26 protein-coding genes and 1 tRNA gene are annotated in these 26,532 nt (G+C 65.1%); 9 read left to right on the top strand and 18 right to left on the bottom strand.

Annotated features, from left to right (window positions below):
• Positions 1–22: 22 nt before the first annotated feature.
• From arc to HF989_RS02975, 3 genes are read right to left on the bottom strand one after another with little or no spacing between them, the layout of a single operon-like run.
• The gene (gene arc, locus HF989_RS02985; protein ID WP_168683858.1) at positions 23–1,543 is read right to left on the bottom strand and encodes a proteasome ATPase; all 1,521 of its coding nucleotides are present in this window, start codon (positions 1,541–1,543) and stop codon (positions 23–25) included.
• A gap of 29 nt (positions 1,544–1,572) precedes the next feature.
• Positions 1,573–2,406, bottom strand: a complete 834-nt coding sequence (locus HF989_RS02980; protein ID WP_038611572.1) for a tRNA (adenine-N1)-methyltransferase — start codon at positions 2,404–2,406, stop codon at positions 1,573–1,575.
• A gap of 15 nt (positions 2,407–2,421) precedes the next feature.
• Entirely contained in the window at positions 2,422–3,645 is a 1,224-nt protein-coding gene (locus tag HF989_RS02975) for a M18 family aminopeptidase (RefSeq protein ID WP_168683857.1), read from the bottom strand.
• 26 nt (positions 3,646–3,671) lie between these two features.
• Here HF989_RS02975 and HF989_RS02970 point away from each other — a divergent pair, with 26 nt between their 5' ends.
• The gene (locus tag HF989_RS02970; protein WP_168683856.1) at positions 3,672–4,511 is read left to right on the top strand and encodes a RecB family exonuclease; all 840 of its coding nucleotides are present in this window, start codon (positions 3,672–3,674) and stop codon (positions 4,509–4,511) included.
• Here the strand turns inward: HF989_RS02970 and HF989_RS02965 are convergent.
• From HF989_RS02965 to HF989_RS02935, 7 genes are all read right to left on the bottom strand, one after another.
• On the bottom strand, positions 4,508–6,175 hold the full coding sequence (locus HF989_RS02965) for a formate--tetrahydrofolate ligase (protein WP_168683855.1): 1,668 nt from the start codon (positions 6,173–6,175) through the stop codon (positions 4,508–4,510). The genes HF989_RS02970 and HF989_RS02965 overlap by 4 nt on opposite strands.
• A 5-nt stretch (positions 6,176–6,180) precedes the next feature.
• Positions 6,181–7,488 (bottom strand): anaerobic C4-dicarboxylate transporter, encoded by a 1,308-nt coding sequence (locus HF989_RS02960; RefSeq protein ID WP_168683854.1) that lies wholly within the window; start codon positions 7,486–7,488, stop codon positions 6,181–6,183.
• 89 nt (positions 7,489–7,577) lie between these two features.
• Entirely contained in the window at positions 7,578–9,029 is a 1,452-nt protein-coding gene (gene aspA, locus HF989_RS02955) for an aspartate ammonia-lyase (RefSeq protein ID WP_168683853.1), read from the bottom strand.
• Between the two features lie 59 nt (positions 9,030–9,088).
• Positions 9,089–9,766, bottom strand: a complete 678-nt coding sequence (locus tag HF989_RS02950; RefSeq protein WP_281351318.1) for an HAD family hydrolase — start codon at positions 9,764–9,766, stop codon at positions 9,089–9,091.
• Positions 9,744–10,142 carry a hypothetical protein gene (locus tag HF989_RS02945; RefSeq protein WP_168683852.1) on the bottom strand — a complete coding sequence of 133 codons (399 nt, stop codon included), beginning with the start codon at positions 10,140–10,142 and terminating at the stop codon, positions 9,744–9,746. Before HF989_RS02945 ends, HF989_RS02950 begins: the two co-directional genes overlap by 23 nt.
• Positions 10,143–10,166: 24 nt before the next feature.
• Positions 10,167–11,381 (bottom strand): cysteine--1-D-myo-inosityl 2-amino-2-deoxy-alpha-D-glucopyranoside ligase, encoded by a 1,215-nt coding sequence (gene mshC / locus HF989_RS02940; protein ID WP_168683851.1) that lies wholly within the window; start codon positions 11,379–11,381, stop codon positions 10,167–10,169.
• Positions 11,382–11,397: 16 nt separating this feature from the next.
• Positions 11,398–12,243 carry an undecaprenyl-diphosphate phosphatase gene (locus HF989_RS02935; RefSeq protein ID WP_168683850.1) on the bottom strand — a complete coding sequence of 282 codons (846 nt, stop codon included), beginning with the start codon at positions 12,241–12,243 and terminating at the stop codon, positions 11,398–11,400.
• A gap of 70 nt (positions 12,244–12,313) precedes the next feature.
• Here HF989_RS02935 and HF989_RS02930 point away from each other — a divergent pair, with 70 nt between their 5' ends.
• From HF989_RS02930 to HF989_RS02915, 4 genes are all read left to right on the top strand, one after another.
• Positions 12,314–13,366, top strand: a complete 1,053-nt coding sequence (locus tag HF989_RS02930; protein WP_343033528.1) for a YncE family protein — start codon at positions 12,314–12,316, stop codon at positions 13,364–13,366.
• A gap of 12 nt (positions 13,367–13,378) precedes the next feature.
• Entirely contained in the window at positions 13,379–14,458 is a 1,080-nt protein-coding gene (locus tag HF989_RS02925) for a quinone-dependent dihydroorotate dehydrogenase (RefSeq protein ID WP_168683849.1), read from the top strand.
• A gap of 476 nt (positions 14,459–14,934) precedes the next feature.
• Positions 14,935–15,243: a hypothetical protein gene (locus HF989_RS02920; RefSeq protein ID WP_168683848.1), complete on the top strand. Its 309-nt coding sequence runs from the start codon at positions 14,935–14,937 to the stop codon at positions 15,241–15,243.
• A gap of 180 nt (positions 15,244–15,423) precedes the next feature.
• Positions 15,424–15,852: an SdpI family protein gene (locus HF989_RS02915; RefSeq protein ID WP_343033527.1), complete on the top strand. Its 429-nt coding sequence runs from the start codon at positions 15,424–15,426 to the stop codon at positions 15,850–15,852.
• Positions 15,853–16,382: 530 nt separating this feature from the next.
• Here the strand turns inward: HF989_RS02915 and HF989_RS02910 are convergent.
• The 4 genes from HF989_RS02910 to tetA are packed head-to-tail and all read right to left on the bottom strand — an operon-like array spanning position 16,383 to position 20,673.
• The gene (locus tag HF989_RS02910; protein ID WP_168683847.1) at positions 16,383–16,739 is read right to left on the bottom strand and encodes a hypothetical protein; all 357 of its coding nucleotides are present in this window, start codon (positions 16,737–16,739) and stop codon (positions 16,383–16,385) included.
• 10 nt (positions 16,740–16,749) lie between these two features.
• A complete protein-coding gene (locus HF989_RS02905; protein WP_168683846.1) occupies positions 16,750–17,283 on the bottom strand; it encodes a YbhB/YbcL family Raf kinase inhibitor-like protein in 534 nt (177 codons plus the stop codon).
• A 21-nt stretch (positions 17,284–17,304) separates the two neighbouring features.
• Positions 17,305–19,110, bottom strand: coding sequence for an ABC transporter ATP-binding protein (locus HF989_RS02900; RefSeq protein WP_168683845.1), 1,806 nt, complete (start codon positions 19,108–19,110; stop codon positions 17,305–17,307).
• A complete protein-coding gene (gene tetA, locus HF989_RS02895) occupies positions 19,111–20,673 on the bottom strand; it encodes a tetracycline efflux ABC transporter TetAB subunit A (protein ID WP_354074365.1) in 1,563 nt (520 codons plus the stop codon).
• A gap of 108 nt (positions 20,674–20,781) precedes the next feature.
• Between tetA and HF989_RS02890 the strand changes: the two genes are divergently transcribed.
• The 3 genes from HF989_RS02890 to HF989_RS02880 all read left to right on the top strand — a co-directional run bounded on the left by HF989_RS02890 (position 20,782) and on the right by HF989_RS02880 (position 22,177).
• Positions 20,782–20,867: transfer RNA gene (locus HF989_RS02890), tRNA-Leu, on the top strand.
• Between the two features lie 75 nt (positions 20,868–20,942).
• A complete protein-coding gene (locus HF989_RS02885) occupies positions 20,943–21,599 on the top strand; it encodes a VTT domain-containing protein (RefSeq protein ID WP_168683844.1) in 657 nt (218 codons plus the stop codon).
• A gap of 20 nt (positions 21,600–21,619) precedes the next feature.
• Positions 21,620–22,177: a MarR family transcriptional regulator gene (locus tag HF989_RS02880; protein ID WP_168683843.1), complete on the top strand. Its 558-nt coding sequence runs from the start codon at positions 21,620–21,622 to the stop codon at positions 22,175–22,177.
• Here HF989_RS02880 and HF989_RS02875 read toward each other — a convergent pair.
• The 3 genes from HF989_RS02875 to HF989_RS02865 are packed head-to-tail and all read right to left on the bottom strand — an operon-like array spanning position 22,149 to position 24,690.
• Positions 22,149–23,390 (bottom strand): SPFH domain-containing protein, encoded by a 1,242-nt coding sequence (locus HF989_RS02875; protein WP_425482976.1) that lies wholly within the window; start codon positions 23,388–23,390, stop codon positions 22,149–22,151. The two genes, HF989_RS02880 and HF989_RS02875, sit on opposite strands and share 29 nt — an antisense overlap.
• A 9-nt stretch (positions 23,391–23,399) precedes the next feature.
• On the bottom strand, positions 23,400–23,828 hold the full coding sequence (locus HF989_RS02870) for an NfeD family protein (protein ID WP_168683841.1): 429 nt from the start codon (positions 23,826–23,828) through the stop codon (positions 23,400–23,402).
• 10 nt (positions 23,829–23,838) lie between these two features.
• Positions 23,839–24,690: a DUF3097 domain-containing protein gene (locus HF989_RS02865; protein ID WP_168683840.1), complete on the bottom strand. Its 852-nt coding sequence runs from the start codon at positions 24,688–24,690 to the stop codon at positions 23,839–23,841.
• A 40-nt stretch (positions 24,691–24,730) separates the two neighbouring features.
• On the opposite strand from HF989_RS02865, the gene HF989_RS02860 reads away from it, so the two are divergent.
• Positions 24,731–25,483: a hypothetical protein gene (locus HF989_RS02860; protein ID WP_168683839.1), complete on the top strand. Its 753-nt coding sequence runs from the start codon at positions 24,731–24,733 to the stop codon at positions 25,481–25,483.
• Here HF989_RS02860 and HF989_RS02855 read toward each other — a convergent pair.
• Positions 25,480–26,526, bottom strand: a complete 1,047-nt coding sequence (locus tag HF989_RS02855; protein WP_168683838.1) for a ferrochelatase — start codon at positions 26,524–26,526, stop codon at positions 25,480–25,482. The two genes, HF989_RS02860 and HF989_RS02855, sit on opposite strands and share 4 nt — an antisense overlap.
• Between the last annotated feature and the right edge of the window lie 6 nt (positions 26,527–26,532).

Below are 26,532 nucleotides of genomic sequence, written 5' to 3'. Positions count from 1 at the left end.
GTACTGAAGCGGATCGCCCCGCCTACCCGATGACCTCTGCGGCAACCACGCGGCGGCCGTGCCTGCCGGTGATGCGCGCCCACTCGTCCGGATTCGCTGTGTTCGGCATGTCCTCGCTCTCGTCCTGCTCCTCGCGCACTGTCTGGCGCAGGTGGTCGGCGGTAACGCCCGCTGTGGACACGCCGGAAAGGTGGTCCTTAATCGCCAGCTTCTTGGCACGGTCGACCACGTTGGCGATCATGGCGCCGGAGACGAAGTCGGAATAGTGCAGCGTTTCGGCGGAGCCGTCGACAAGCTCGAGGCGCACGAAGGGACGCGGGGCGAACATCGCGTCGGCGGTGGCGTCGATGAGCTCGTGGCGCGGAGCCGCGAGTGGCACGCCATCGGTGATGTAGCGGGCGAGGATGTCCTTCGCTTCCGCTCGGCCTGGGCGCGAGACGCGGACCTTAATATCGAGGCGGCCCGGGCGCAAAATCGCCGGGTCGATGAGCTCCTCCCGGTTCGTCGCGCCGATGACGATGACGTTGGCGATGTCCTCCACGCCATCGATCTCGGTGAGCAGCTGGGGCACCACCGTGGTCTCCATGTCCGAGGAGACGCCGGAGCCCCGGGTGCGGAAGATGGATTCCATCTCGTCGAAGAAGACGATGACGGGGTTGCCGCCGGATGCGAGTTCGCGGGCGCGCTCGAAAATGAGGCGGATGCGACGCTCGGTCTCGCCCACAAATTTGTTCAAAAGCTCCGGGCCTTTGACGTTGATGAAGTGGGCCTGGCCACCGTCGCCGATGCGCTGCGACAGCGAGTTCGCGACCGCCTTGGCGATCAGCGTCTTGCCGCAACCGGGCGGGCCGTAGAGCAGCAGGCCCTTCGGCGGGCGCAGGTCGTAGGCCTGGTAAAGCTCCGGGTGGGAAAACGGCAGCTCCACCGAGTCCTGGATGGTTTCGATCTGCGAGGCCAAGCCGCCGATGTCGGCGTAGGTGACATCCGGGACCTCGTCCAAGGAGAGCTGGTTGACCTCCGTCTTCGCCACCCGCTCGAAGGCGTAGCCCGCCGAGGTGTGCACAAGGACGGTGTCCCCTGCGCGTACGGCGGCGCGCAGCGGCTCGGCGAGCATGACGAGGGATTCCGCACCTTGCTGGTCTGCCACGATGGCGCGGTCCTCGCCGACGCGCTCGATCATGGTCGCGAGCTGGCCGGTGGGGTCGAACCCGCAGGCCTCCACCACGATCGTGCCCTCCCCGAGGCGCACGAGCGTACCGGGGACGAGCGCCGCCGGATCCACCAGCGGCGACACCTTTAACCGCATGCGTCGGCCGGAGGTGTGCACCTCGGCCTCGCCGTCGCGCGGGACCGGAGCGAGGTAGATCCCGTATGTCGACGCGGGCTCATTGAGTTCCTCGACCTTGGCGTACAGGTCGTTGAGCTTGTCACGGCTAGTTTTTAGCAGCTCAGCGAGCTTCTGATTGCGCGAGGTCAGCTCGCGGTTTTGACGTGCGAGCTCGCGCAGCTCCGCCGCGGGGGTGCCGTCGTGGGGATGTGCCATGTGCTCGAGCCTACAGAGGGGCTTTCCGCCTACCGACGAGCCTTGCGTTGCGGCCGCGGCGGCGTCACACCGTCTGCGAGCCTTCGGGTCCACACCAGGAACGCCGTGTGCGCGTTCATGCGGTGCTCCGGGCGGGTGGCCAGGCCCTCGACCTTCCACTCGCGCAGCAGGGTTTCCCATGCACGTGGCTCGGTGAAGCACTTCGCCTCGCGGATGGCCTCCATGATGTTCATCAGCTGCGGCACGGTAGCCACGTACGTCATGAACACACCGCCCGGGATGAGGACGTTCTTCACCGTGTCAATGAAGTGCCACGGCTCCACCATGTCCAGGATGACGCGGTCTACCTGGCCGTCCAGGTCCTCTGGAGTGACTTCGCCAAAGTCGCCGAGCCGCGGCGCCCACCAGCTTGGCTCACCCCCGAAGTAGTCGGCGACGTTGTCCCTGGCGAAGGCGAGGTGGTCATCCCGGATTTCGTACGAGTAGACATGGCCCTCGGGGCCGACCGCGCGCAGGAGCGACATCGTCAGCGCGCCGGAGCCTGCGCCGGCCTCGAGGACGCGCGCGCCCATGAAGATGTCGCCCTCGACCAGAATTTGTGCGGCGTCTTTGGGGTAGATCACGGCGGCGCCACGGGGCATCGAGAGCACGTGGTCCACCAGCAGGTGGCGGAAGCACAGAAAGTCCGAGCCGAGCGTCGACTTCACCACCGAGCCCTCGTCCGCGCCGATGATGTCGTCGTGGTGGACGATGCCCTTGTGCGAGTGGAACTGCCCGCCTGCTTTGAGCTCGATGGTGAAGTGGCGTCGCTTTGCGTCAGTAAGCTGCACCTTGTCGCCTGGCTGGAACGGTCCCGAATACATGGCGGCTAGTATGCCCTACCGCGCGCCCGCGTAAAAAGCCGAAAGGGCGCGCACGAAGTAGTCCATGTCGTCGACCCCGCACAGCTCCCGGGCGGAGTGCATAGACAGCAGCGGCACGCCGACATCCACGGTGGGAAGGCCCAGCCGCGTCGACGAGATCGGCCCGATAGTGGACCCGCACGGCACGGCGTTGTTGCCCACGAATGTCTGATGCGGTACCCCGGCGGCCCGGCAGGCCAGGATCCACTCTGCTTCCGTCGCAGCGTTTGACGCGTACCGCTGGTTGGCGTTGATCTTCAGCACCGGTCCGCGGTTGATCAGCGGGTGGTGGGTCGGGTCGTGCTTGCCCGGGTAGTTCGGGTGGACCGCGTGCGCGGCGTCCGCAGAGACCTGGATTGAGTTGGCGATGATCTCGGCGGGGTCGCCGAAGCCGGCGGCCACCTTCGTCAACACACGCTCCAACAGTGGGCCGCCAGCGCCCGCAGTCGAGGCCGAGCCGACCTCCTCGTGGTTGAACGCGGCGAGCACCAGGATGTCCCCCGCTTGGTGCTCTGCCTGGTCCTTGGCTGCGAGCAGCGCCTGCAGCGACGCCCACATGCTGGTGAGGTTGTCCAGGCGCCCGGCGGCGAGCATATCGCCCAGGATTTCGCCGCGTTGCGCGTCCGCGGTGATCAACTCGTGAGCGACGATGTCCTCCGCATCGATGCCGGCAGATTCCGCCGCAAGCTCCACAAGCGGCCGGTCCTCGCCCAGAACCGACTGCGTGTGCACTTGGCGGTCGATCTCCGGCATGTCGCCGCGGTAAAGGTGGATGGCCAGGTTCGGCACACGCGCCACCGGCCCGGTATTGACAAGGTGTTCGGTGCGATCCGCCGTGACCACCCTGCCTGCGAATGTGAGGTCCCGGTCGAACCAGCTGGCCAGAATCGGCCCCCCATAGACCTCCACCGCCACCTGCCTGAAACCCTCCCGCAGCACATCCGGGTCCGGCTTGGCCATCAGGCCCGGCGAATCGGTGTGCGATCCAACCACCCGGAAACGCGGGCGGGCGTTTTCCGGGACCCACCACGCGACGACCGCGCCGTCGCGCACGTTCAGGTGGCCACCGGGGGCGTGCGCGTCGTCGCCAAGCAATGCGCTCCGCGAAAACCCTTCCGCTTCCAGCCTGTCGGCGGCGGCCGCGGCGGCGTGGAAGGCTGACGGGCTCTGGGCGATGAAATCGATGAAGGGCTGTGTCATGGCTCCACTCTATGATGTTGTCCACCATGACAACTCCCAGCACTCCCCCACGCCCAATCGCCCTCTCCCCGTCGCGCGCCTCCGACTACAAGCGCTGCCCGCTGCAGTACAGGCTGCGCGCCATAGACCGGATCCCGGAGCCGTCTACAGAGGCGCAGGTGAAGGGCACCCTGGTCCACGCGGTGCTGGAGGAGATGTTCACGTGGCCTCGCGAGCAGCGAACCTACCCCGCTGCGGTGAAGCGGTTGAAACCCCAGTGGGAGCGGATGCAGGAAGCCGACCCGTCCTGCGGGGAGCCTGTCGCCGACGAGTACCAGTTGCTTGTAGACGCGCGCACGCTGCTCCGCGGGTACTTCACCATGGAAAATCCACTGGGCTTTGACGCGCACGCGCAGGAGATGCCCGTGGATTTCACGCTCCCGAACGGGGTGCCGGTGCGCGGGTTCATCGACCGCGTGGATATCGCACCTACCGGCGAGGTGCGCGTGGTCGACTACAAGACAGGTAAGAAACCGCTGTTGCGCTACTCCCAGGATGCCCAGTTCCAGATGCGTTTCTACGCCCTGGTGTACTGGCGGTTGTTCAACGTCGTGCCCACGCAGCTGAAACTGATGTACCTCAAGGTCATGGATTCCATGATCCTCGCCCCGTCGCGAGATGAGCTGGAGTACTTCGAGCGCGACCTTGCAGAGCTGTGGTGGAAGATCGAGGCAGACGGCAAGGCGGGCACTTTCCGCCCGCAGCAGTCCAAGCTGTGCGGATGGTGCGCCTTCCAGTCCCTGTGCCCCGTCTTTGGCGGCACTCCCCCGCCATACCCCGGCTGGCCGGGATCTCGGGCGGACACAGCGCCGGAGCCAGAAGCCTAGAACAGGCCGCTGATCACGCCGTTGTTGTCCACGTCGATGTTGTTCGCCGCCGGCTTCTTGGGCAGGCCCGGCATAGTCATCACATCGCCCGTGAGCACAAGTACGAAGCCTGCGCCGGTGCGCGGGATGAGGTTCCGCACGTGCAGGGTGTGGCCGGTCGGCGCGCCCAGCTGCGACGGGTCGTCCGAGAAGGAGTACTGCGTCTTGGAAATGCACACCGGGAGGTTGTCAAAGCCGTTGTCTTTGAGCGTCTGCAAATCCTTCAGCGCAGCTGCGGAGTACTGAACGTTGTCTGCGCGGTAGATCTCTTTGGCGATGGTCTCGATGGAGTTCTCCACACCCTCCGCTGGGTCGTAGAGCGGGTGCGAGGTGCCCTCGGTGAGGTTGTCCAGCAGCGTCTGGGCGAGCTTCAGCGCGCCGTCGCCGCCCTTGCCCCACACATCCGCTTCCGCCAGCGCAACGCCCTTGTCTTTCGCCCATGCGTGCACGAACTCCAGCTCGGCGGACGTATCGGAAGTAAACCGGTTCAGCGCCACCACCGGGGTGACGCCGAACTTGCGCACGTTCTCCACGTGGCGCTCAAGGTTGACAATGCCTTCCTCCAGCGCAGCGACGTTCTCATTGGACAGGTCTGCCTTGGCCACACCCGCGTTGTGTTTGATGGAACGGATGGTGGCGACGATGACTGCGCCGGCAACATCCAGGCCGCCGTAGCGCGCCTTGATGTCGAAGAATTTCTCTGCGCCGAGGTCCGAGCCGAACCCGGCCTCCGTGAGCACGATGTCGGCGTACTGCTGCGCGGTGCGGGTGGCGATCAGTGTGTTGCAGCCGTGGGCGATGTTGGCGAAGGGGCCGCCGTGGATGAACGCTGGGGTCCCGTCCAGGGTTTGCACCAGGTTTGGGTTCACAGCGTCCTTCAGCAGCGCCGCCATCGCGCCTTCCGCCCCGAGGTCGCCCGCGGTGACCGGCTTCTTGTCGTAGGTCAGGCCGATGGTGATGTTGGCCAAACGCTGCTTGAGGTCCTCCAGGTCCGTTGCCAGGCCGAGGATCGCCATGATTTCCGACGCAGCGGTAATGGTGAACCCGGTTTCCGCCGGCACGCCGTGTGCGGGCCCGCCGAGGCCCGTGACCACGTTGCGCAGCGCGCGGTCGTTGACATCCAGGCAGCGCTGCCAGGTCACCCGGCGCGGGTCGATGCCCAGCGCGTTGCCCTGGTGAATGTGGTTGTCAATCAAGGCCGCGAGCGTGTTGTTGGCGCTGGTAATGGCGTGGAAATCACCGGTGAAGTGGAGGTTGATCTGCTCCATCGGCACCACCTGGGAGTAGCCGCCGCCGGCCGCCCCGCCCTTGATGCCCATCACAGGACCGAGCGAGGGCTCGCGCAGCGCCACCATGGCGTTCTGCCCCAGCTTTGCCAACGCGTCGGTCAAGCCGATGAGCGTGGTGGATTTGCCCTCGCCGGCAGGTGTCGGCGACACGCCGGTGACCACGACCAGCTTGCCGGGGTTGCCGGACGGCACCTGGGTGATGTCCACCTTGGCCATGTGCTTGCCGTACGGGATGAGCGCATCCTCGCCGACCCCGGCCTGTGCGGCAATGTCGGCGATGGGAGCGAGCTCGTGGGCTTGGGCGATTTCGACGTCAGTCAACGGTTGAGCAGTCATGCGACTCACACTACAGCGGCGCCGATGGCGTAACCCAGCAGAACGCTGACAAATATGCAGACCACGCCTGGGGCCAAGAACGGGTGGTTAAACACGTATTTGCCAATGCGGGTGGAGCCCGTGTCGTCCATCTCCACCGCAGCCAGAAGCGTCGGGTAGGTGGGAAGCACGAACAGTGCTGATACTGCGGGGAATGCCGCGAGCGCGGTCAGCGGGCTTACTCCGATGGCCAGCGCCGCGGGAATCAACGCTTTCGCTGTTGCAGCCTGCGAGTACAACAGAGACGCTGCGACGAAGAGCACCACAGCCAGCAGCCACGGCTGTGCGGTGAGGACGTCGCCGGCGGCCGACTGGATGTCATCAATGTAGTGGTTGATAAACGTCGTGCCCAGCCAGGCGACGCCGAGTACGCACACGCAGGCCGACATCCCCGACCGGAACACCTGGGTGTTGAGAATTTCAGCCGCCGTGGTCCGGGTGATTAGCACGATCGTGGCCGCCGCACCGAGCATGATGGCCATGATCGCCTCGTTGCGCGGAATCGTCGGTTCCTGGATCAGACCCACTTGCTCCGAGATGAGCGTGGCGTAGACCATCACTACGACGATGGCAGCGAGGAAGATGCCTACTGACGCCTTAGCGCCGCGCGGGGGGACGTAGTGCGCGCGAGCCGCAGGCTTTGCGACGAGACCTTCGGCGAGCCGGCGTTGATACACCGGGTCCTGCGATAGTTCGGAGCCTGTCCTGTTGGCAATCCACGCCATCGGGAAAATAGCCAAGAATGTCGCGGGGATCATGACCGCCAGCAACTGCAGGTAACCCACGCCGAACGGCTCGAGTGCGGATGCCATGAACACCACGGCCGCCGAGATCGGCGAGGCGACAATCGCCATTTGCGACGCAATCACCGCCGCGGATAGCGGACGTGATGGGCGAACGTTACCCTCCTTCGCCACCTCGACGATGACGGGCATGGTGGAAAATGCGGTGTGGCCGGTGCCGGCGAGCACCGTCATGAGCCAGGTGACAATCGGCGCGTAGACGGTGATCCGTCGGGGGTTGCGGCGCAGGAACCGTTCCGCCAGATCCACGAGATAGTCCATCCCACCGGCCAGTTGCATCGCGGCAATCGCGGCGATGACGCACATGATGATGCCGATGACGTCAAAGGGGATCGCATCCGCGCTCACCGGCACCCCGGTCGCGCCGAGGAGCAACACGCCGAGGCCCCCGGCGAAGCCGATCGCGATCGACCCCATGCGGGCACCGACGACGATGGCCCCGAGCAGGATGATGAGATGGACGACGAGCATCACGGCACGCTCCTTCGGCTGACGGTAAGGTCATCCCAATTATCGGTCGTCGCCCGGCACGGGAGCGTGTAAGGCGGGTGTGACGTTGGCTACGCGCCGGAACGCTCACCCAGCGTCGGCTCATCGTCGACGTAGAGCTTGCCCCGGTACTCCGGGTGCATGAGGTTTTCCTTGCTCAGCAGCCGCTGCAGATCGTCCTCGTCGATCAGGCCCTTCTCCAAAACCAGGTCGTAGACGCTCTTGCCCGTCTCAGCCGCCTCGCGGCCGATCACGTCGCCGTTGTGGTGTCCGATCACCGGGTTGAGATAGGTGACGATGCCGATGGAATTGGTCACGTACCCCTCGCACACCTCCTTGTTCGCGGTGATGCCCACCACGCACTTTTCGCGCAGCGTCTTGGCCGCGTTGGAGAGCAGGCGAATGGACTCGAAGAGCGACTGCGCGATAACCGGTTCCATGACGTTGAGCTGCAGCTGACCGGCCTCCGCGGCCATGGAGATGGTCACGTCGTTGCCGAAGATTTTGAAGCAGACCTGGTTGACCACTTCCGGGATCACGGGGTTGACCTTGGCCGGCATGATCGACGAGCCCGCCTGGCGCTCCGGCAGGTTAATCTCGTTGAGCCCGGCGCGCGGCCCGGACGACAGGAGACGCAGATCGTTGCAGATCTTGGACAGCTTCATCGCCGCGCGCTTGATGGCACCATGCATCATCACGTAGCCGCCGGTGTCGGAAGTGGCCTCGATAAGATCTGGGGATGCTTGCACGTTGAGGCCCGTGACCTCACGCAGCGCGGAGACGACTTGGTCGCGGTAGCCGTTCGGGGTGTTGATGCCGGTGCCGATCGCGGTGGCACCCAGGTTGACCTCTAGGAGCGATTCGGCGGCGCCGCTGATGGTGCGCTGCTCCTCCGCTAGGTTTGCGCCGAACGCCGTGAACTCCTGGCCCAGCGTCATCGGCACAGCGTCCTGGAGCTGGGTGCGGCCCATCTTGATGATGTCCGCGAACTCGTCGCCCTTGGCACGCAACGACTTCTGCAGCTCGTCCAGCTCTGAGAGGAGATCCTGCACCGCGTAGTAGACACCGAGGCGGAAACCGGTCGGGTACGCGTCATTGGTCGACTGCGACATGTTGACGTCGTCGTTGGGGTTGATCACGTCGTAATCGCCCTTGCCACGGCCGATCAGCTCAAGCGCGAGGTTCGCCACGACCTCGTTGGTGTTCATGTTCACCGAGGTGCCCGCTCCGCCCTGAAAGACGTCGATTGGGAACTGGTCCATGCACACGGCCTCGCCCAGGATCTTGTCGCAGGCCGCGACGATCGCCTCGGCCTTATCCTTCGGCAGCGCGTGTAGGCGGCGGTTGGCCATGGCTGCGGCCTTTTTCACCTGCACCATTCCGCGGATGAACTCCGGGAAGTCGTTGATAGTGCTGTCGGAAATATGAAAGTTATCCACGGCGCGTAACGCGTGGATGCCGTAGTACACGTTTGCGGGTACTTCAGCGGTGCCAAGGAGGTCTTCTTCAATCCGTGCGTCCATGGGCGCCACTATACGGAGAACGCCGCTTCGCGCTGCAGCCTCCGCACCCCCGTTTATGCCTATAGAGCTGCAGAAAACCAGCTGTCCACGTCGCCGGCGTCGGCGCCCACGAGTGCCTGCGGATCGAGCGTTGACACCCCGTCCGGCACGACATCGGCCAACCCCAGAACGACGCATCCAGCGGCGGCAGCGGCCGACATGCCGTTCCACGAGTCCTCGACAACGAGGCACTCGCCAGGGGCCGCACCAACGCGCCGGGCAGCCTCGAGGTACATCTCGGGCTCGGGCTTGGGGTTATCCACCTCGTCGCCGGTAATCGTGTCGGCGAAGTATTGTCTGCCTATCGCGTCGATGCACGGATCGGCCAGCACCCGTTCGGTGTTGGTGCAGACGAACATCGGGGTGCCCCGTTGCGCAAGCGCTTCCAGCACTCCCTCGGTACCCGGCTTTAGCGCGATGCCGCCTGAAAACAGCTCGGCCACTCGGCCGAACATCCAGGTGCGGTAGCGCTCCACATCTCCTTCGGCCAGCGTGTGCCCGGCCCAATCCGCGACAATGCGCAGCGTGTTGGGGAAGCTGCCGCCGATGGTCTGTTCACGCACTTCGGGAGTCAGCGGGCGGCCAAGCAGCTCGCCGAGCTCGTAGGTGGCCTGGCCCCACAGCGGTTCCGTGTCGATGAGGGTGCCGTCCATGTCCCAGAAGACGGCGGCGGGCCTACTCAAATTCCGGCAGCTCATGCAGCGCCTCGTCGGTAGCACCTGTAGCAGCGGCGGCGCGAAAGACGAGGGTCTCGATGTCCGCCTTCTCCTCCGGCTCCAAGACCGCACCCGCGTGCTGCTCGTTGAACTCGTTAAGGTTGGCGTACAACGGCGCGACCACCTTCACCAGCGCCTCGCCCTCCGGGTCATCGCCCAGGAGGTCCAGTGCGTCGAGGAACATCTCCAAGATCCTCTTCAGGTCAGGCAGCACCGCCGGATCGAAGGGTTCCTCCCACAGGTCTTTGTCGTCGTCCTGCAAGTAGGAGCCGGTGGCAAACGTGGTCAGATCGTCGATAAATTCGTCGACCTCGGGCTGAAATTGCGCCCGGATCGAGCTCTCTGCAGCTGCGCTCATGGGCACCATTGTGCGCGAGCGGCGCTAAATACGCACGCCGAGCAACCCGTCGAGAGCGGTAGCGATAATCCGGTCGTGGTCTCCGGTGACGCCGTCGATAAGCGTCAGAGCCCGCGGGGTGTCCAGGTCGTTGGCCAGGTGGGCACGCAGCTCGTTGACGACGGCGATCGCCTCCGCTTCGCTCGCCTCTCCCCCTAGCTGCTCGCGCCAGCGGGCAAGGCGCGCCTCAGCCTCGTCCATGATGGCGTCGGAAAAGTCGCGATCCGTGCGGTAGTGGCCGGCAAAGACGGCCAGGCGGATCGCGGACGGATCGTGCCCCTGCTCCGACAGCTTGTGCACGAAGACGAGGTTGCCCAGGGACTTCGACATCTTCACGCCGTCAAGTGCGATCATGCCGGCGTGGACGTAATGGCTGGCCATGCGGTCCACCTCCAGCGCGGCTTCGGCGTGGGCAGCGGAGAACTCGTGGTGCGGAAACGCCAAGTCGGAGCCGCCGCCCTGGATGGCAAAGTGGGCGCCCAGCCGGTTGGTAGCGATGGCGGAGCACTCCACGTGCCAGCCGGGACGGCCCGGTCCGAACGGGGAATCCCAGGCGGGCTCGCCCTCGCGGTGCCCGCGCCAGATCAGTGCGTCCAGCGGGTCGCGCTTGCCCTCGCGTTCGGGGTCGCCGCCGCGCTCCGCGAAAAACTGCTCCATGGTGGCGCGGTCCAAGTTGGACTCGTAACCGAACTGTTGCGTCGCCTCGATAGAGGCGTAGATATCGCCGTGGTCAAGCTCGTAGGCGGCCCCTTTAGCGAGCAGACGCTGGACCATGGCGATGACCTCGTCGACGGATTCCATGGCGCCGATGTAGTCGCGCGGCGGGATCACCGACAGGATTTCCATGTCGCTGCGGAACAGGTCGATTTGGCTGGTGCCCAGCTCGCGCCAGTCCACCCCGTCGCGCGCGGCGCGCTCGAACAGCGGGTCGTCCACGTCGGTGATGTTCTGCACGTAGTGGACCGCGTGCCCGTTGGCGATGAGCTGGCGCTGCACCAGGTCGAACGTGAGGTAGGTGGCGGCGTGGCCCAGGTGTGTGGAGTCGTACGGCGTGATACCGCAGACGTAGAGGCCTACCTCCCCGTTGGCGTTTGGGGTGGTGTCCACCTCTTTCACACGCTGATCTGCGGTGTCGTAGAGCTTCAGCGGCGCCGGAGTACCGGCGACGGCGGGAACGGACGGCGTGGGCCAAGCATGCATGCGGACAACCCTACCGTTACGCCGCCATGACGCCGGTGCCCAGCAGCACCATGACGATCAGGCCCAGCGGGATGCGGTATGCGGCGAACCAGGCGAACGAGTGGTTGGACACAAACTTGAGCAGCCAGGCAATGGAGATGTAGCCCACGACAAACCCGATGCCGGAGCCGACTAGCAGCTGCAGACCAGACGCGGCCTGCCCCGACTGGGGGTCGAACGCGTCCGGCAGGGAGAACAGCCCGGACGCCAGCACCGCGGGGATGGCCAGCAGGAACGAAAAGCGCGTGGCCACCTCACGGTCCAGATCGAGCAGCAAACCGCCCGAGATGGTGCCGCCGGAGCGGGAGACGCCGGGGATGAGCGCAAGGCATTGCCACAGTCCCATCACGATCGCGTCTTTCATGGTCAGCTCGTCAAAACCGCGTGTCTTCTTACCCTTTCGCTCCGCCAGGATGAACACGAACGAGAACAGGATGAGCACGGTCGCGGTGATCCACAGGTTGCGGAAATTGTCCCGGATGAGGTCTTTGAGCAGCACGCCAGCGAGAGCGACGGGGATTGTGCCCACGATGACCATCCACCCCATGCGGTAGTCCGCCCCCCGCTTGGACGTGTCGGCCAGGCCTGCAAACCAGCCCGTGAGAATCCGCCAGATGTCTTTGGCGAAGTACACCAGGACCGCGAGCTCGGTGCCGAGCTGAATCACGGCTGTGAAGCTGGCGCCGGCGTCTTCGCCCCAGAACAGCTCCGAGACGATGCGCAGGTGCCCCGAGGAGGAAACCGGCAGGAACTCCGTCAAGCCTTGGACGACGGATAAGACAACGACCTGGAGCCAGGACATGGTTGTGGCGGGATCAGTCATGGCGAAAGACACTACCCCGCCGCCTGAGCAACTGCGGTGCGCGACGGGCGCGTTGCTAGGCTTTCGCCTTGTGAATGCTCGATCGTTTGCCCCCACTTCACGCGCCCGCGTATCGACGGCCTTCGGCGCCCTCGCGGCAGTTATCACCCTGAGCGCCTGTGGCGCATCCCCTGCCGCGAAGATCGAGGAAGCCGGCGGTGAGGCGGCCGCGAGCATGGGCAGCGCCGAGCCCGCCCAGTCCCCGGCGGCGGTAGACCCGGCGGGCCAAGTGGTCTCCTTCGAGCCGGTGCGGGACCTGGACGTGACAGACGGGCGCATCGGCGTGCGCACCGGCGACGCGCTGGTCATTGGCACGTTGGAGGAGATTGAACGCGGCGCAGGTGAGCGGCACGCGTTGGACGCGTCGTGCGGCGAGGCGTCCGCCAACGCCGGCACGTTCGCGGTGGCCTGCGACGGAGAGATCAAGCTGTTCGGAGACCGGGACGAGACCATCGGCACTGATTTGCCGGTGACGGTGGCCACCGTGGCGTCGTCAGGCGAGGTGCTCGCGGGCAGCAACTCCGAGCGCAAGATCTGGGTCTTTGAGGATGGCGAGCTGGCCTCGACAATCGATGTCGCGCGCGAGACCGACCAACTGCAAGCGATCCAGGTGGACGGCCAGCGCGACTCGGTAGTGCGCACGAACCGCTTCGACACCACGATCCAAGACGTGGACTGGACGGGCTCGCGCCAAGGCGGCACGCTGCGCGTCGGCTTGGGCGTGGGCAAGGTCGCCGGCGGCGAGCACGGTCTGGTGCTGGCCGCGGACTCCACCGGCAGCCAGCTCCACGTGTACACCACAGACGACATCATCCGCCTCCAGCAATCCGCCCCTGTGCCGGAGGGGCCGTGGGACGCGGCGTGGGACCCCGCGCAGCGGCTGGCATGGGTCAGCTCACTGCCCAGCAACACCGCGAGTGGCTGGGACATCTCCCAGGGTGTGCCGCTTCGCCGCAAGCACTTCGCCACCGTCGCGGACGCACAGAGCATCATTACGCTTGACGACGGCACTGTGGTCGCCGCCTCCGCATCCGGCGACGGCATCCAGATCGTCTCCCCCGCCGACCAGACCGAGAGCAACTAGGAGATACCACCCATGACGCTCTACGACCGCGCACTCAAGCTCATGTTCCTGCTGCCGCCGGAGCGCATCCATGGCATCATCAGCGGCGCCCTACAGACGCTGCACCTGGCCACCCCGGTCAACCGCGTGATGGAAAAGGCTGTGCGCGTGCACGACCCGGTGCTGCGCCAAACCGTTTTCGGCGTAGACTTCCCCGCCCCGTTGGGCCTGGCGGCCGGTTTTGACAAGAACGCGGAGGCGATCGACGCTTGGGGCGCGGTCGGCTTCGGCTACGCCGAGATGGGCACCGTGACCCCGAAAGCCCAGCCAGGCAACCCGGCCCCGCGGCTCTTCCGCCTGCCGGAGGACAAGGCGATTTTGAACCGCATGGGGTTCAATAACAAGGGCGCGCTCACCGTCGCCGATAACCTGCGGGCGAGGCGCTCGGGCGACATCGTGGGGATCAACATCGGCAAGAACAAGACCTCCGATGATGCCGTCGCGGATTACCGCGCCACTGCGACGCTGCTGGGCCAGCTAGCGGATTACCTCGTGGTCAACGTTTCCTCCCCCAACACGCCGGGGCTACGCGACCTGCAGGCGGTTGAAGAGCTTCGGCCGATCTTGGAAGTCGTAAAAAAGTCCACCACCACCCCGGTGCTGGTGAAGATCGCGCCAGATCTTTCCGATGAAGACATCGACGCCGTGGCTGACCTCGCCGTGGAGCTGGACCTTGCCGGCATCGTGGCCACCAACACCACCATCTCCCGCGGCGGGCTGAACACTCCCGCTTCCAGGGTGGAGAAGATGGGCGCAGGCGGGATCAGCGGTGCCCCGTTAGAGAAGCGCTCGCTCGAGGTGCTCAAGCGCCTCAACGAGCGCGTGGGCGACAAGCTGGTGCTGGTCAGCGTCGGCGGCATTTCCACCCCGGAGCAGGCGTGGGAGCGCATCGCCGCGGGCGCGAGCCTGTTGCAGGGCTACACCCCGTTCATCTACGGCGGGCTGGGCTGGATCCGCGGCATCCACCGCGGGATCGCCGCGCAGATTAGAGCCCACGGCCTGGACTCGATTGAGCAGGCCGTGGGCAGCGGGCTGGAGTGGAAAGAACTCTAGGTGTTCCCGGCGCGATAAATCCGAGCACGATGAGCACGGCGGCTGCGATGAGTGTCCCCACTTCGGTGCGCAAGCCTCACCGATCAGCTCCAGAAGCGGCCCGAGGACGCGGATCGCCAGTCGTGACTGTCTAGGGCTGACTCGCCGCGTTCATGGGATCCCCCGCTTCATACCCAGATGGCGCGGCGTTCACGACGTACGACCCCGGAACCTTCGGCCGGTGTGTTGTATCTAATGCCTTCGGCATTCCCTCAACTTGGGCCGACGGTCAAGAAATTGGTCGCTACCTAAGGAACAAGCAGTCGATACTTGCGGCTGACAAACTCGACTCACTCGCCGCGGTTTATGGCGCGACCGTATCGCTCAAATACGGCATCAAAGCCCTGGGGGCCGGTAGTGTGGGCGGGGCAACTCGCTCTCTACGCGGGTTCGTGCGCGGTTAGTGAGCAAATTCGCGTTGGTTAGGAATTTATAGTATGGGTTCTCGGTTTGTAATGGGGTTCGGGGGAGCGCTTGCCGCACGAGAGGAGAATGGGGCACCATGGGTTCCGCCATGGTGGCAGAGCTTCGTTATTGTGCCTCTCGCAGTGATCGCCATGTATGTTGTGTTTCCTGTCGATACAGATTTCAACACGCAGTCCCTAGATGCTAGTGGTTCATTCTGGAGCAATGTGAGCTTGGATCACTTAATCGCTCCGGTGACCTTTACATTAGGCGGATATTACCTGTTGATTTTGCCGATCTTCTATCTCCGCAGGTATCGCTGGAATAAGAAGAACCGCTAGTAGTTTTGCAGCGCCTGCAAGCTCTCGTCGATGGATCTCGCTGAATTTCATTTGGGCGCCACCGCAGGGCTCCTGGGTCATGCGGGTGACCTTCTGGAAGTGGTGGGCGGTTCAGCTAGGCGCTGTTGAAGCGTGAACAACTCGACGAATCCGTAGTTCAATCTTTTGAACGCACTTCGCGTGCTGGTGACGATTGGGCCAGCGCTCCGTCGTTTCGATTTTGAAGGTGATTTACAAGTGGGTTCCGCTCCTGCGATTTCTGCCTTGGCCCTCCTGTTTTTCGGCGTAAATTCCCTGATACTGTGCAGAAAAACGGTAAACGGAACGAATTCGCGCAACGACGGTTTTGGAATTCGAACTCAGGCGACCAGAACTAGCGACGCGGCATGGAATGCGGGGCACAGAGCAGTCGTCCCTCTACTGCGGACCTTTGGTATTCTCGACATGCTATTCGCCCTCCTCCTCGTCGTCATTGGCCTCCTTGCACCTGACATTTCTGCGCGCGTAGGGATAACCATCCGGTTAATCGCCTACGCAGTTGCGGGCAGTGGATTTTTTATTGCGGTGAAGAAAGCTGATGCCGCTGCCAGGGTCGTTAGTGGGCAATGATAGCCACCATCCAATACAGCGCTTTGAGGACGCAACGTACGTCTAGACCTACGACATGGAGCTTGTTGGTTGCTGATGATGGACCGGGCCAGATAGAGGGGCGGCCACCGCCAGTTAACCTTTCGACTCAATTTCCATATCTCACCGAAAGGCGCATGACGCTGCACATCCTCAGGGCCGGCCGGGACTACTCATTGTGCCCATCGGTCCCAAACTCGAGCCTGCCGTGCTTCCGGCGCGCCGCCTTTCGTTTCTGCGGTTGAGCAGCACAACGAGCAGGAGAAACGCAATGGAAAAGCCGATCACCATGCCAACCCAGAGGCACCCAATCACTGGAGAATCCCACAGAACGCCTGAGATTGGAATCATGACCTTGTGTGGTGCGGGGACCGACCCAACTGCCAGCCCCACCGCTGCGATGTATAGCCACGGTTTGCTGGAACGCGCAATGAGATACGCCCAAGAAAAGGCCAAGAAGGAAACAGCGGGGCCGAGCAGGCCGTGAGCAGCGGGTTGGAGTGGAAGGCGCTCTAAGCGTGTCCGGCTGCGCTGCGGCGCAGCACCACCGCGCAGAGTCCAGCGGCGAGCGCCCATCCGAGCAGCCAGAACGGCGTGGTGGCCATCAGCTCAGTGTCCGGCGAGATGAAGCCGAGTCCGATGAGCACCACGGCCGCAAGCAACGCACCCACCTGGGTGCGCGAGCCTTCCTGCTTGGTGTTGTAGGTGGCGAAGGCGCCGACGATAGCCACCGCAGCGATCACAGAGAGCACCTGCGGAGTGACGGGGAACGCGGCGTCGCCTCGAAGAAGCGCCAGTACGGCGTAGAGCACAAGCACGAGCGCAATGCCCAAAAACGCGCCGCCGACGCGGAGTTGCACTGGAACCATTCAGACAACCTTACTGGTTTTCGTACCAGCCCCAGATGATTGCCCGGCCCAGCGAGTGGAAATTCAAGTTGAAGCCGAGCTGGGTGGGGTTGGCAATCTCGTCCGCGGGCAGCTCCGTATCCACCGCATGCACGGCGAAGAGGTAACGGTGCGGGCCGTGGCCTGCCGGGGGGTTGGCGCCGTAGTAGCCCTTGACGCCGCTATCGCCGGTAAGCACCACCGCGCCCACACCGAGGCCATCTTCCGCGCCCGCGCCGGCGGGCAGTTCGGTCACGTCGGCCGGGATGTTGAACGCGGACCAGTGCCAGAACCCGGATGCGGTTGGCGCGTCCGGGTCGAAACAAGTCACCGCGAAGGTCTTTGTGCCCTCCGGGGCACCGGACCAGGACAGCTGCGGGCTGGTCGCGTTATCGCCGGCCAGCGAATCGGCAAGCCGCTCGCCGTTGACGATGTCTTTCGACGTGAGTTCGAAGGACGGCACGTCTGCAAGCGGCGCGTACGGGTCTGGGCCGGGGAAACGGTCGGATACGTAGGAAGCAGTCATGGCTTCATTCCTACCCGAGAGCTAGTGACCGTTGCCACTCCACGCGGCGAACAGTTGCGCGTATCTCCCCTGGGCGGCAAGCAGCTCTGCATGGGTGCCGTCCTCAATGATTCGGCCAGCGTCCATGACCAAGATCCGGTCCGCGGCCGCCGCCTGGTCCAGGCGGTGCGCAACCACCAACGCCGTGGTGTCCTCCGCGATGCGTGCGGCTGCCTCTTCCAACGCGTTCGTAGCGTCGCTGCCGGCTTCTGCCGTGGCCTCGTCCAGGATGAGCACCTTCGGGCCTGACAATGCGACGCGTGCGAGCGCGAACTGCTGCTCCACCTCCGGCGGCAGTTCCTCCGCGCCCGCGCCGACGGCGGTGTCCAATCCTTTCGGGAACAGGCGCGTGAACTGGGTGCCCTCCGGGTCGAGACCGACGTGCCTCAACGCGCGCAGCAGGTCTGCATCGGTGGCACCCTGGGCGGCCATCGAGAGGTCCTCGCGCAACGTGCCGGCGAACAGGTGAACGTCCTGGGTGAGCAGGGTGACGTTCTTGGCGGTCCACGTGTCACTGACCTGCGAGGTGTCCACTCTTCCCACCCGGATGCTGCCCGCCGTGGGCTCCACCAGCCCGGCGATGAGCGCGGCGAGCGTGGACTTGCCAGCGCCCGAGGTGCCCACCAGCGCGGTGGTTGTGCCCGCCTCAAGTGTGACGGAGAGGTCCTCCAGCACGTTGGCGCCGCCCGGGTACGCGAAGGAGACGTGGTCGACTGCCACGTCCACGGGCTTGGTTAGGTCCTCGGGTACGACTGTGGCGACGCGGCCGTCCGCCAGCTTGGCCAGGCTCACCGCGCGGCCCACTGCGGTGCCCGCACTCTGCAGTTCCCCGACAAAGAACAGGGCGTTGAACACCATGACTTCGGCGCGTATCACCATGAACACGGCAGCACTCGCCTGGCCCGGGGTGACGGCACCGGCCGAAGCCAGCCACGCGCCGACGCCGAGCGTGAGCAGCACCCACGCAGCGAAGGCGAACTGGCCGATGCCCATCAAGCGGATGAACCAGGGCACGCGGTCCATCTCCGCCTCCACCGCACCCCAGGAGGTCCGCCGCATCCGGGCCAACGCCCAGCGCTCTAGGTCGAAGGCGCGCAGCGTGGGCAGGCCCCGGACGGTGTCCAGCAACACCGCGTTGCGACGCGCCTCCGCCACGCTCACCGCGTTGGAGGCATCCGGGATGGCGCGGACCACCGAGCGGGCGAACGGGTAGGTGCAGATGCAGATCAATAGCAGGATCCCGGCGAAGCGGACGTCGATAAGCAAAAGCCCGATAAACGTGATCGGGAAGACGAACACGGTGGTGAGCACGCGCGAGCCGATGGCGGTGATGGTTTGGACGACGTCGTCGATGTCCTTGGTCATGCGCGTGATCACGTTGCCGGTGCCGAGCTCCATCACCCGCGGCACGGGTGCGCGCAGGATCGCGTCGAGGCAGCGACGGCGCAAGTCGATGGACGCGCGGGCGACCTTGAGGCCCACCACGTAGTTACCGAGGGCGCGCAGGAACATCTCGACGAGCATGCAGGCCAACGCCAGTCCAACAGTCCACACAAAGGCGCGGGTGCCGGTGCCCAGTAGCGGCACCTCGCCTCCGGTGAGTGGGTCGACGCTGCGCCCGAACAGGTTCGACTGCGTGGTGTACACGGCGACGATGAGCGCCTGGATGAGCAGCAGACCCGCCCACCAGCGTCTGTCCAGCGCGTTGGGCAGCGCCGAGAGGTACGCGAAGGTCTCCTTCACACTTGCGGGTGCGACCGCGTCTGTGCGTGCGTAATCGCGCTCCATCTACGCCACCTCCAGCGCGGTTCCGGCGTGCTGCCACGCCGCGTTTCCGGTGATGACCACGGTGGTTTTGTCCGCCCTGAGCGCGGCGACGGCCGCCACGACGTCCGCCTGGGTCACGGAATCGAGCCCCGTGGTTGGGTCGTCCAGGATGAGCACGTCCGGGTCGGCGGCGAGTGCCCTGGCGAGCGCGACGCGCTGACGCTGCCCGCCGGAGAGGTTCAGGCCGGCCTCCCCAAGCGGCGCGTCCGGCAACTCGCCGTTTTCGCCTATGCCGCCGAGCCTGCGGAGAATGTCCTGGCAGTGGGCGGCGGCGAGCGCTTGTTTCACCGCTTCTTCCGGCACATCCCCGCGCGGATTCACGTTGTCCGCGATGGTGCCTTCAAACACGTTGACGGTGTGCGGCGGGAACAGGACATCGCCGCGCTGCGCCCACGTGGCGGCTGTGGCGTAGGAGCGCTCCGCCGGCTCGAGGATCCACAGCCCCGCGCCTGGGACCGGGGTGTCTGTCGGCTCAGGCCCCGCGGTGTCGTCGCCCGCGTGGTGCAACTGCTCGATTCGCTGACCGCTCGCGACGGCCCTGCCCCACCCGCTGGCTAAATCGCCGAACGCGAAGCCCGCCATGTTCAACGCCGGCGGCACCAACAGTGCCACGGACGTCAGCTGCCCCGGGGTGATCTCCCCGCGCAGCGTCATCCACGCGCTGAAGCCCACGATGGCAAGGTTGCACAGCCACGCCACGCAGAACCTGGCAAAACCCAGCCACACCTCCACACGTAGGTGAGTGAGCATCAACTGCTTCGCCTTCGCCGTTTCCGAGTGAAAACGTGTTGCCACGGTTGCGCCCGCGCCGAGGCCTTTGACGGTGCGGATGCCTTGCGACGCATCCGTGGCCAAGCCAGCAACATCAGCCTCTGCGGCGCGGCGCTTCAGCGACACCCGCGTCACCGGCCCCGCGGTCCACGCGGCGAACAGAGCGATGATTAACGCGCTCGCCGGGATGGCCAGCGAGATCCACGGGGAGACCGACCACATCGCCACCATCGCGCCGGCCGCGTAGCCGATGGCCATCAGCGGAAACGACAGCAGCTCACGGTAGCGACCGACGGTGTTCGCGTCCGCGTCGATGGTGTTGAGCACGGTGCCGGGGCTCATCGCTCCCGCTCCGCGGCGCAGCACGCCCGAGGACAGGTGCTGCTGCGCGTTGTGGGTCACGCGGCGCACCGAGGCTGTGGCCAGGCCGTCGCCGGTGGCCTCGCCAATGAACTGGATAATAAAGATGCCGACCAGCACCGCGAAGAGCCACCACGCGTTGAACTTTTCTTCCCCCACCAGGCCGTCCACGATCATGCCCACCACCACCGGCACGAATGCGGAGATGCCCGAGCCGATGAGGTAGCTCAGAATATGCAACACCAGTACGCCCGGGTACGCGGCGACCATATCTCTAACCACCCGGTTTCCGCTGTTCCAGCGCGCCGGGTGGAGCCGCACAGGGTCATCCGCAGGTGGGGCGGGCGGGATGAACCAGCGGTACGTCAGCATTCGGCGGGGTGGGGCGATCATTTCTCAGAAGCTAGCAAAACCCTAGGGCTGGGCTGGCGATTTGGTGCTTGCCCCTCCCCGCCCTATAGTTATGCGAGTGCCCAGCCGAGAGGCTGAGAAACACCCAAAGCCCGGGTGGCGGAATGGCAGACGCGCTAGCTTGAGGTGCTAGTGTCCTATTAACGGACGTGGGGGTTCAAGTCCCCCCTCGGGCACAGATTTTTACCCCGCTACAGCACGTAGCGGGGTGTTTTTCTTTTGGGCAACCTCTTGCTGTAAAACTGTGGCTCGTGAAACGGTCGAACAAGCTGGTGCTACTCATTGTTGCCGCAGTGGTTTTCATCGCGGCGTGGCAGCTTCTCGACGTCCCCCCGCTGTCAACCCTGCGCGACTGGTCCGACCACACGGGTCCGTGGTTCCCCGTCGTCTTCGGGTTGCTCTACGTGCTGATTACGCAGTTCCCGATCCCGAGGACGCTCATGACCGTGTCTGCAGGGATCCTTTTCGGGGCCGGCCGCGGAATCCTCATCGCGCTCACCGCGACGACGATCAGCGCCGTCATCTCGCTGGTAATCGTGAGGTCGCTCCTCCGGGACTGGGTCGAACCCCGCCTGACGCACCCCTCGGTTCAGAACCTCAATCATCGCCTAGAACAGCGCGGGTGGCTGGCCATTCTCAGCCTGCGCATGATTGCCGCGGTGCCGTTTTCCATACTCAACTACGCGGCCGCGCTTACCCGGGTGCGGGTTATCCCGTTTGCGCTTGCCACCCTGGTCGGCTCTGCCCCCGGCACGATCCTGGTTGTGCTCTTCGGTGACACACTAACGGGCCGGGCGGACCCGGTGTTCGTCGCTGTCATGGCGGTGCTGGCGGTGGCCGGCGTTGCGGGTCTTGTGCTGGACGCGCGGCTGCCCACGCGCCGTGTCGGAGTCAAGGCGCAGGGGTAGACCCGAGTACGCTTCGGCCCATGATCGCAGTGCATGCCAGGTACCGGGGGCGGGAGAAGGGGCGCGCCGCAGTGGTGGAGCGATCCGCCCAGGCGCTGAGTTCCCTACCCGGGGTCGCCGGGTTTGAGGTGCTCGGTGTGGAGGACATCCGCTCAGAGGTCGTCGATGCGGAGGCGGCGCTCAACCTCATCATGGCGCTGCTTTCCGACGGCAGCTGGGCCATCGGGCTGGGCATCGCGGACAGTTCAGACGCCTCTCACGCAGCCACAAGGGCCGTGGGCACGAGGCCGGGCCAGGTGCAGGTCATCGTCGATAAGCGCGATGCCTCAACGGATGCCTCCGATATCGCCGCGGTGTTCGCGCTGATGGCGCACGTGCTGCACAAGCGCACCTACGAGGGGCGCGAGGCAACTTCACTCGTGCGCCGCGGCATGAACCAGAACGAGGCCGCCGCAACCCTGGGCATCTCCAAGCAGGCGATGAGCCAGCGGTTACAGGCGGCCGGGTGGCCTGCTGAGCAGGCCGGGTGGCAGCTTGCGCTGAACCTGATTACTCGCGCGGCTGCTCAGACGGGGTAACCGGCCGGGAAACTGGCCCCGGCGCTGCACTCTCGTCGGAATCCGCCGCGGGTTCGCGGGCCGTGATTTCGCGTCGCTCTAGACCGGGCTGGGGCGACGTTTCTGCAGGCTCCTGGGTCGGGTCCGGGTCGTCCACGTGCTTATTCGCCACCGCACGCGCCTCGGCGAGCGCCTTCGCCAGCTCCGGGTCGGTGGAGGTGTCAAACCAACGGTCCGTGTCGTCTGCCTCCGCCATTTCCCGGTCGCGCTCGTTCGGCGAGTCTGCCTTGTAGCGGAACACGCCGTCGTCGTCCTTGTCGGCGAACGCGCGGGCGAACTGCTGCAACGAGTCGCCGAACTGGGACGGGATCATCCACATCGTTGCCGCGTCGTTGTTGGCGATCTTCGGCAGCTGCTCCAGGTATTGGTAGGCCAACAGCTCCGGCGTGACGCCGGAGGACTTGATCGCAGCATTGACTTTCTGTATCGCGCGGGCCTCGCCCTGTGCGGCCAGATATTTGGCCGCACGTTCGCCTTCGGCACGCAGCATCATGGCCTGGCGCTCGGCCTCGGCCGCGAGAATCGCCGCGTGTTTCTCGCCCTCCGCGGAGAGAATGCGGGCTTGCTTCTCACCCTCGGCGGTCTTAATGTCTGATTCTCGTTTGCCTTCCGCAGTGAGAATCATCGCGCGCTTCTCGCGGTCCGCCTTCATCTGCATCTCCATCGACTGCTGGATGGACGGTGGCGGGTCAATCGCCTTCAGTTCGACTCGGCTAATGCGCAGGCCCCACTTGGCGGTGGCGGCGTCCAGCTCGCCGCGCAGGCGGCGGTTAATGGTCTCGCGGGACGTCAGCGTCTCCTCCAGCGTCATGCCGCCGACGACGTCTCGCAGCGTCGCCACCGAGATCTGCTCCACGCCGACGAGGTAGTTGTCCACGCCGTAGATAGCCTTGGCCGGATCGTTGATCTGGAACGTTACCACCGTGTCGATGGCCACAGTGAGGTTGTCCTGGGTGATCACGGCCTGCGGCGGGAACGACACCACCCGCTCACGGGTGTCCACACGCTGGCGCACGCGGTCGATGTACGGCACCAAAAAGGTCAGCCCGCCCGACGCCGTGCGGGTGTATCGCCCCAGCCGCTCAATCACCGCAGCTTCACCCTGCGGGATGAGTTTGACCGAGGCAGTGAATATCGCCACCAGCAAGGCGACAATGATGACGATGGTGATGATCCCTCCCACTTAGGGCTCCTTCCACACGACAGCAACAGGGCCGTCGATATCGTAAACGGTCACGGTGGATCCTGCTGGGATCGTTTCCGCCGGATCCAAGCTGCGCGCCGACCACAGCGAGCCGTCGAAACGCACCTGCCCGGCACCCGCAGCGATCTCCTCGACGACCTCTGCCCGGCTGCCCACGAGCGCGCGAGGCGTCTCATCCAGCACGAGCGGAGCGTCCATGCGCGTGCGAAGCACGGGCCGCAGGAACACCCAGAACAGCGCCGACGAGGCGACGAAAATGGCCAGTTCTGCCCACAGCGGCACGCCAGCGAGCGCAACCAGCGCTGTGGTGAGCGCGCCTGCCCCGAGCATGAGCAGAGTCAATTCGCCCACCGTTAACTCCAATAGCGCAAGGGTTGCGGCGGCCACGAACCAAAGAAGCGATCCCACGAGCCGTACCTTACATGTGTCCGAGATCGGATTTGGACAATTCCGGGTTTGTCACAAAGTCCACTAGACGCTCCACCGCCCCGATCAAGGTGGAGTCGAGGTCCCGGAATGTGCGCACGGACGAGGACACGCGCCGCCACCCTACCTTCGGGTCAGACCAGCCCAGCCGCCGGCACACCCCGGTCTTCCAATCTTCCCCGTAGGGCACCTCCGGCCACGCGGGGATGCCCACGCTCGCAGGTTTCACCGCCGCCCAAATGTCGATGTACGGGTGGCCGGTGACTAAGACATGCGGCCCAACGTGCTCAACCAAACGCGACTCTTTGGTGCCCTGGATAAGGTGGTCGGCGAGCACCCCGATGCGGCGGCCTGGCCCCGGCTGGAACTCGTCCAGACGCTGCTGCAGGTTGTCTAGGCCCTCCAGGTACTCGACCACGACGCCTTCCACGCGCAGGTCGTGGCCCCACACCTGCTCCACAATCGCCGCGTCGTGGATGCCCTCTACCCAAATGCGAGACGGCATGGCCACTTTCGCCTGCACGTTATCAACTTTGCGTGAGCCTGAATTGGACCGTTTCGGCCCCTCCGGGCGCGGCGCGACGTAGCGCGTCAGCGTAACGCGCCTGCCTTCCACCATGAACGCGCCGGGCAGCATCTTGAACAGCCGCTGCGTTCCGTGACGGTCTTCCAGCCTGACAAAGTCGCCGTCATATGTGCGCTCAAACCCCACCACTGCGCCGACAAAGTCGTTGCCCACGATTTCCACGATGATGCCGGGCTCCGCTGGCACCTCCGGGTACGCTGGCCGCTTTGTGCGCGCGTGGCCTTGAAAAATGTCTCCGCTGTACCGGCTATCTCCCATAGTGCGTCCGTATTCTATCCGCACCACTACACTGTCCCCGATGCACACGCGCGCCGAAGTCTATTCTCCCCTTCAAAACACCGCCGTCTGGCTCGCGGCCTGGCTTTACAACGTGGAGTCCACCGACGACACGCTCGACGCGCTCACGGACCTCGGTGGCAGGCACACGTTTCTCGGCGAGCCTGTGGCGCATCTGCTTCACGACGTCCGTTCCGTCGCCGACCTCGACTCCCCCGGCCCCTGTGTCAGACTTGTGCTCTGGGGCCCCGGACAAGCACCGCGGCTGCGGGCGGGATCCCCCGCGATGGAGGCGCTCACGCAAGCCGGGGCGCTGGTGGTCCGCGGAGTCGGCGCCCACCACATTCTGATCCCCACGTATGCAGGCGACGGTGTGAGCTGGCGCTGGTTCGAGGATCCGGAACCGCTTCCCGAGCCGGAGTGGCTCTCACCCGGCGAAGCGGATCAGTTGCTCTCGCGCGCCACGGACCAGGCCGCCGTGCTCATCGAAGCCGCCGGCGGCACGCGTAAGGAGTTGCCCAGCCCGCGCCTCGCAGTGGGCACCCTCGCAGATTTTTACGACACTCCGGGCCTACCTGCCGGCGTCACCGCCCGGGCCGCGAAGCTCTTCGCCCGGGCTGACAGGGTGGCCGCGATCATAGAGACGGTCACAGACCGGCTGGACGACCATTCCTTTGACCCCCAGCTCTTTGCCCTGTGGCGCCACGTCCGCTCCGCGCGTATCGCTGGGGTGGCCGACGCGGTGGTGGACTACCAGCGCGAGTGGGCGCGTTAACCGCGTGAACGCTGTGGACGCTTCACCGGCGCGCAGCACCCTTCCTTACACGGGGCGCCGTTGACGGTGCAGCCTTGCACGGTCACCGTAGACAAGGTTTCAGGCTTGACTTGGGTGGCAACTGCCTGCGCGAGGTCCACGACCATCCCAGCGAACTCGGGTTCAAGCCCCACAGTCTGCGTTCGCTCGAGGGTCACACCCATTTCCTCGCACGCCTGCCGCAGCTCGGTGTCCAAGTCCCACACCACCTCCATATGGTCGGTGATGAAGCCGATGGGGACACAAATCAGGTGCTCCATCCCCTCCCGTTTGAGTTCCTGCGCGCGGTCCACCACATCCGGCTCGAGCCAAGGCGTCGCCGGGTTTCCGGAGCGCGACTGCCACACCAGCTCGTAGTCTTCCACGCCTGCGTGCTTTGCGACGAGCTTCGCCGCCTCCTCCACTTGGCGCGAGTACAAGTGCCCATCCGTCGGGCCGCCAGCGTTTTCGTCCGCGGCACTGGGCACACTGTGCGCGGTAAACAGCACGCGCGTCTGCCCATCTGCATTGTCCACGGCCGCGCGCAGCCCCTCAGCGACGAGCTCAACGAACACAGGGTGCCCGTAGAACTGCCAGAGCTTGGTGTAGGTGATCTCCGGAGTGACCTCGCGGATCCGCTGGATGTCCTCGTCGTACTGGCGGCACGCGGAGTACCCGCCCCACGCGCTCGTAGCAAAGACGAGCACGTTCCTGCGGCCGTCGGCAAGCAACTGCTTCGCCGTGTCTTCGGCGAACGGACGCCAATTGCGGTTGCCAAAGTAGACGGGCAGGTCGATGCCGCGGCGGGACAGCTCCGCCTCGATGTTGGCGATGAGCTCCCGGTTTTGGGCATTGATGGGGCTCACGCCGCCGAAGTGGAAGTAGTGCTCACCCACCTGTGCCAGGCGTTCGCGGGGGATGCCGCGGCCGCGGGTGACGTTCTCGAGAAACGGAATGACCTCGTCCTCTCCCTCGGGGCCGCCGAAGGAAAGGACGAGGAGTGCGTCGTAGTCATTGAGGGCCATGCCCCC

This window comes from Corynebacterium mucifaciens, assembly GCF_012396315.1.
Classification (GTDB): Bacteria; Actinomycetota; Actinomycetes; order Mycobacteriales; family Mycobacteriaceae; genus Corynebacterium; species Corynebacterium mucifaciens.
This window is presented reverse-complemented; position numbering and strand designations above follow the sequence as displayed.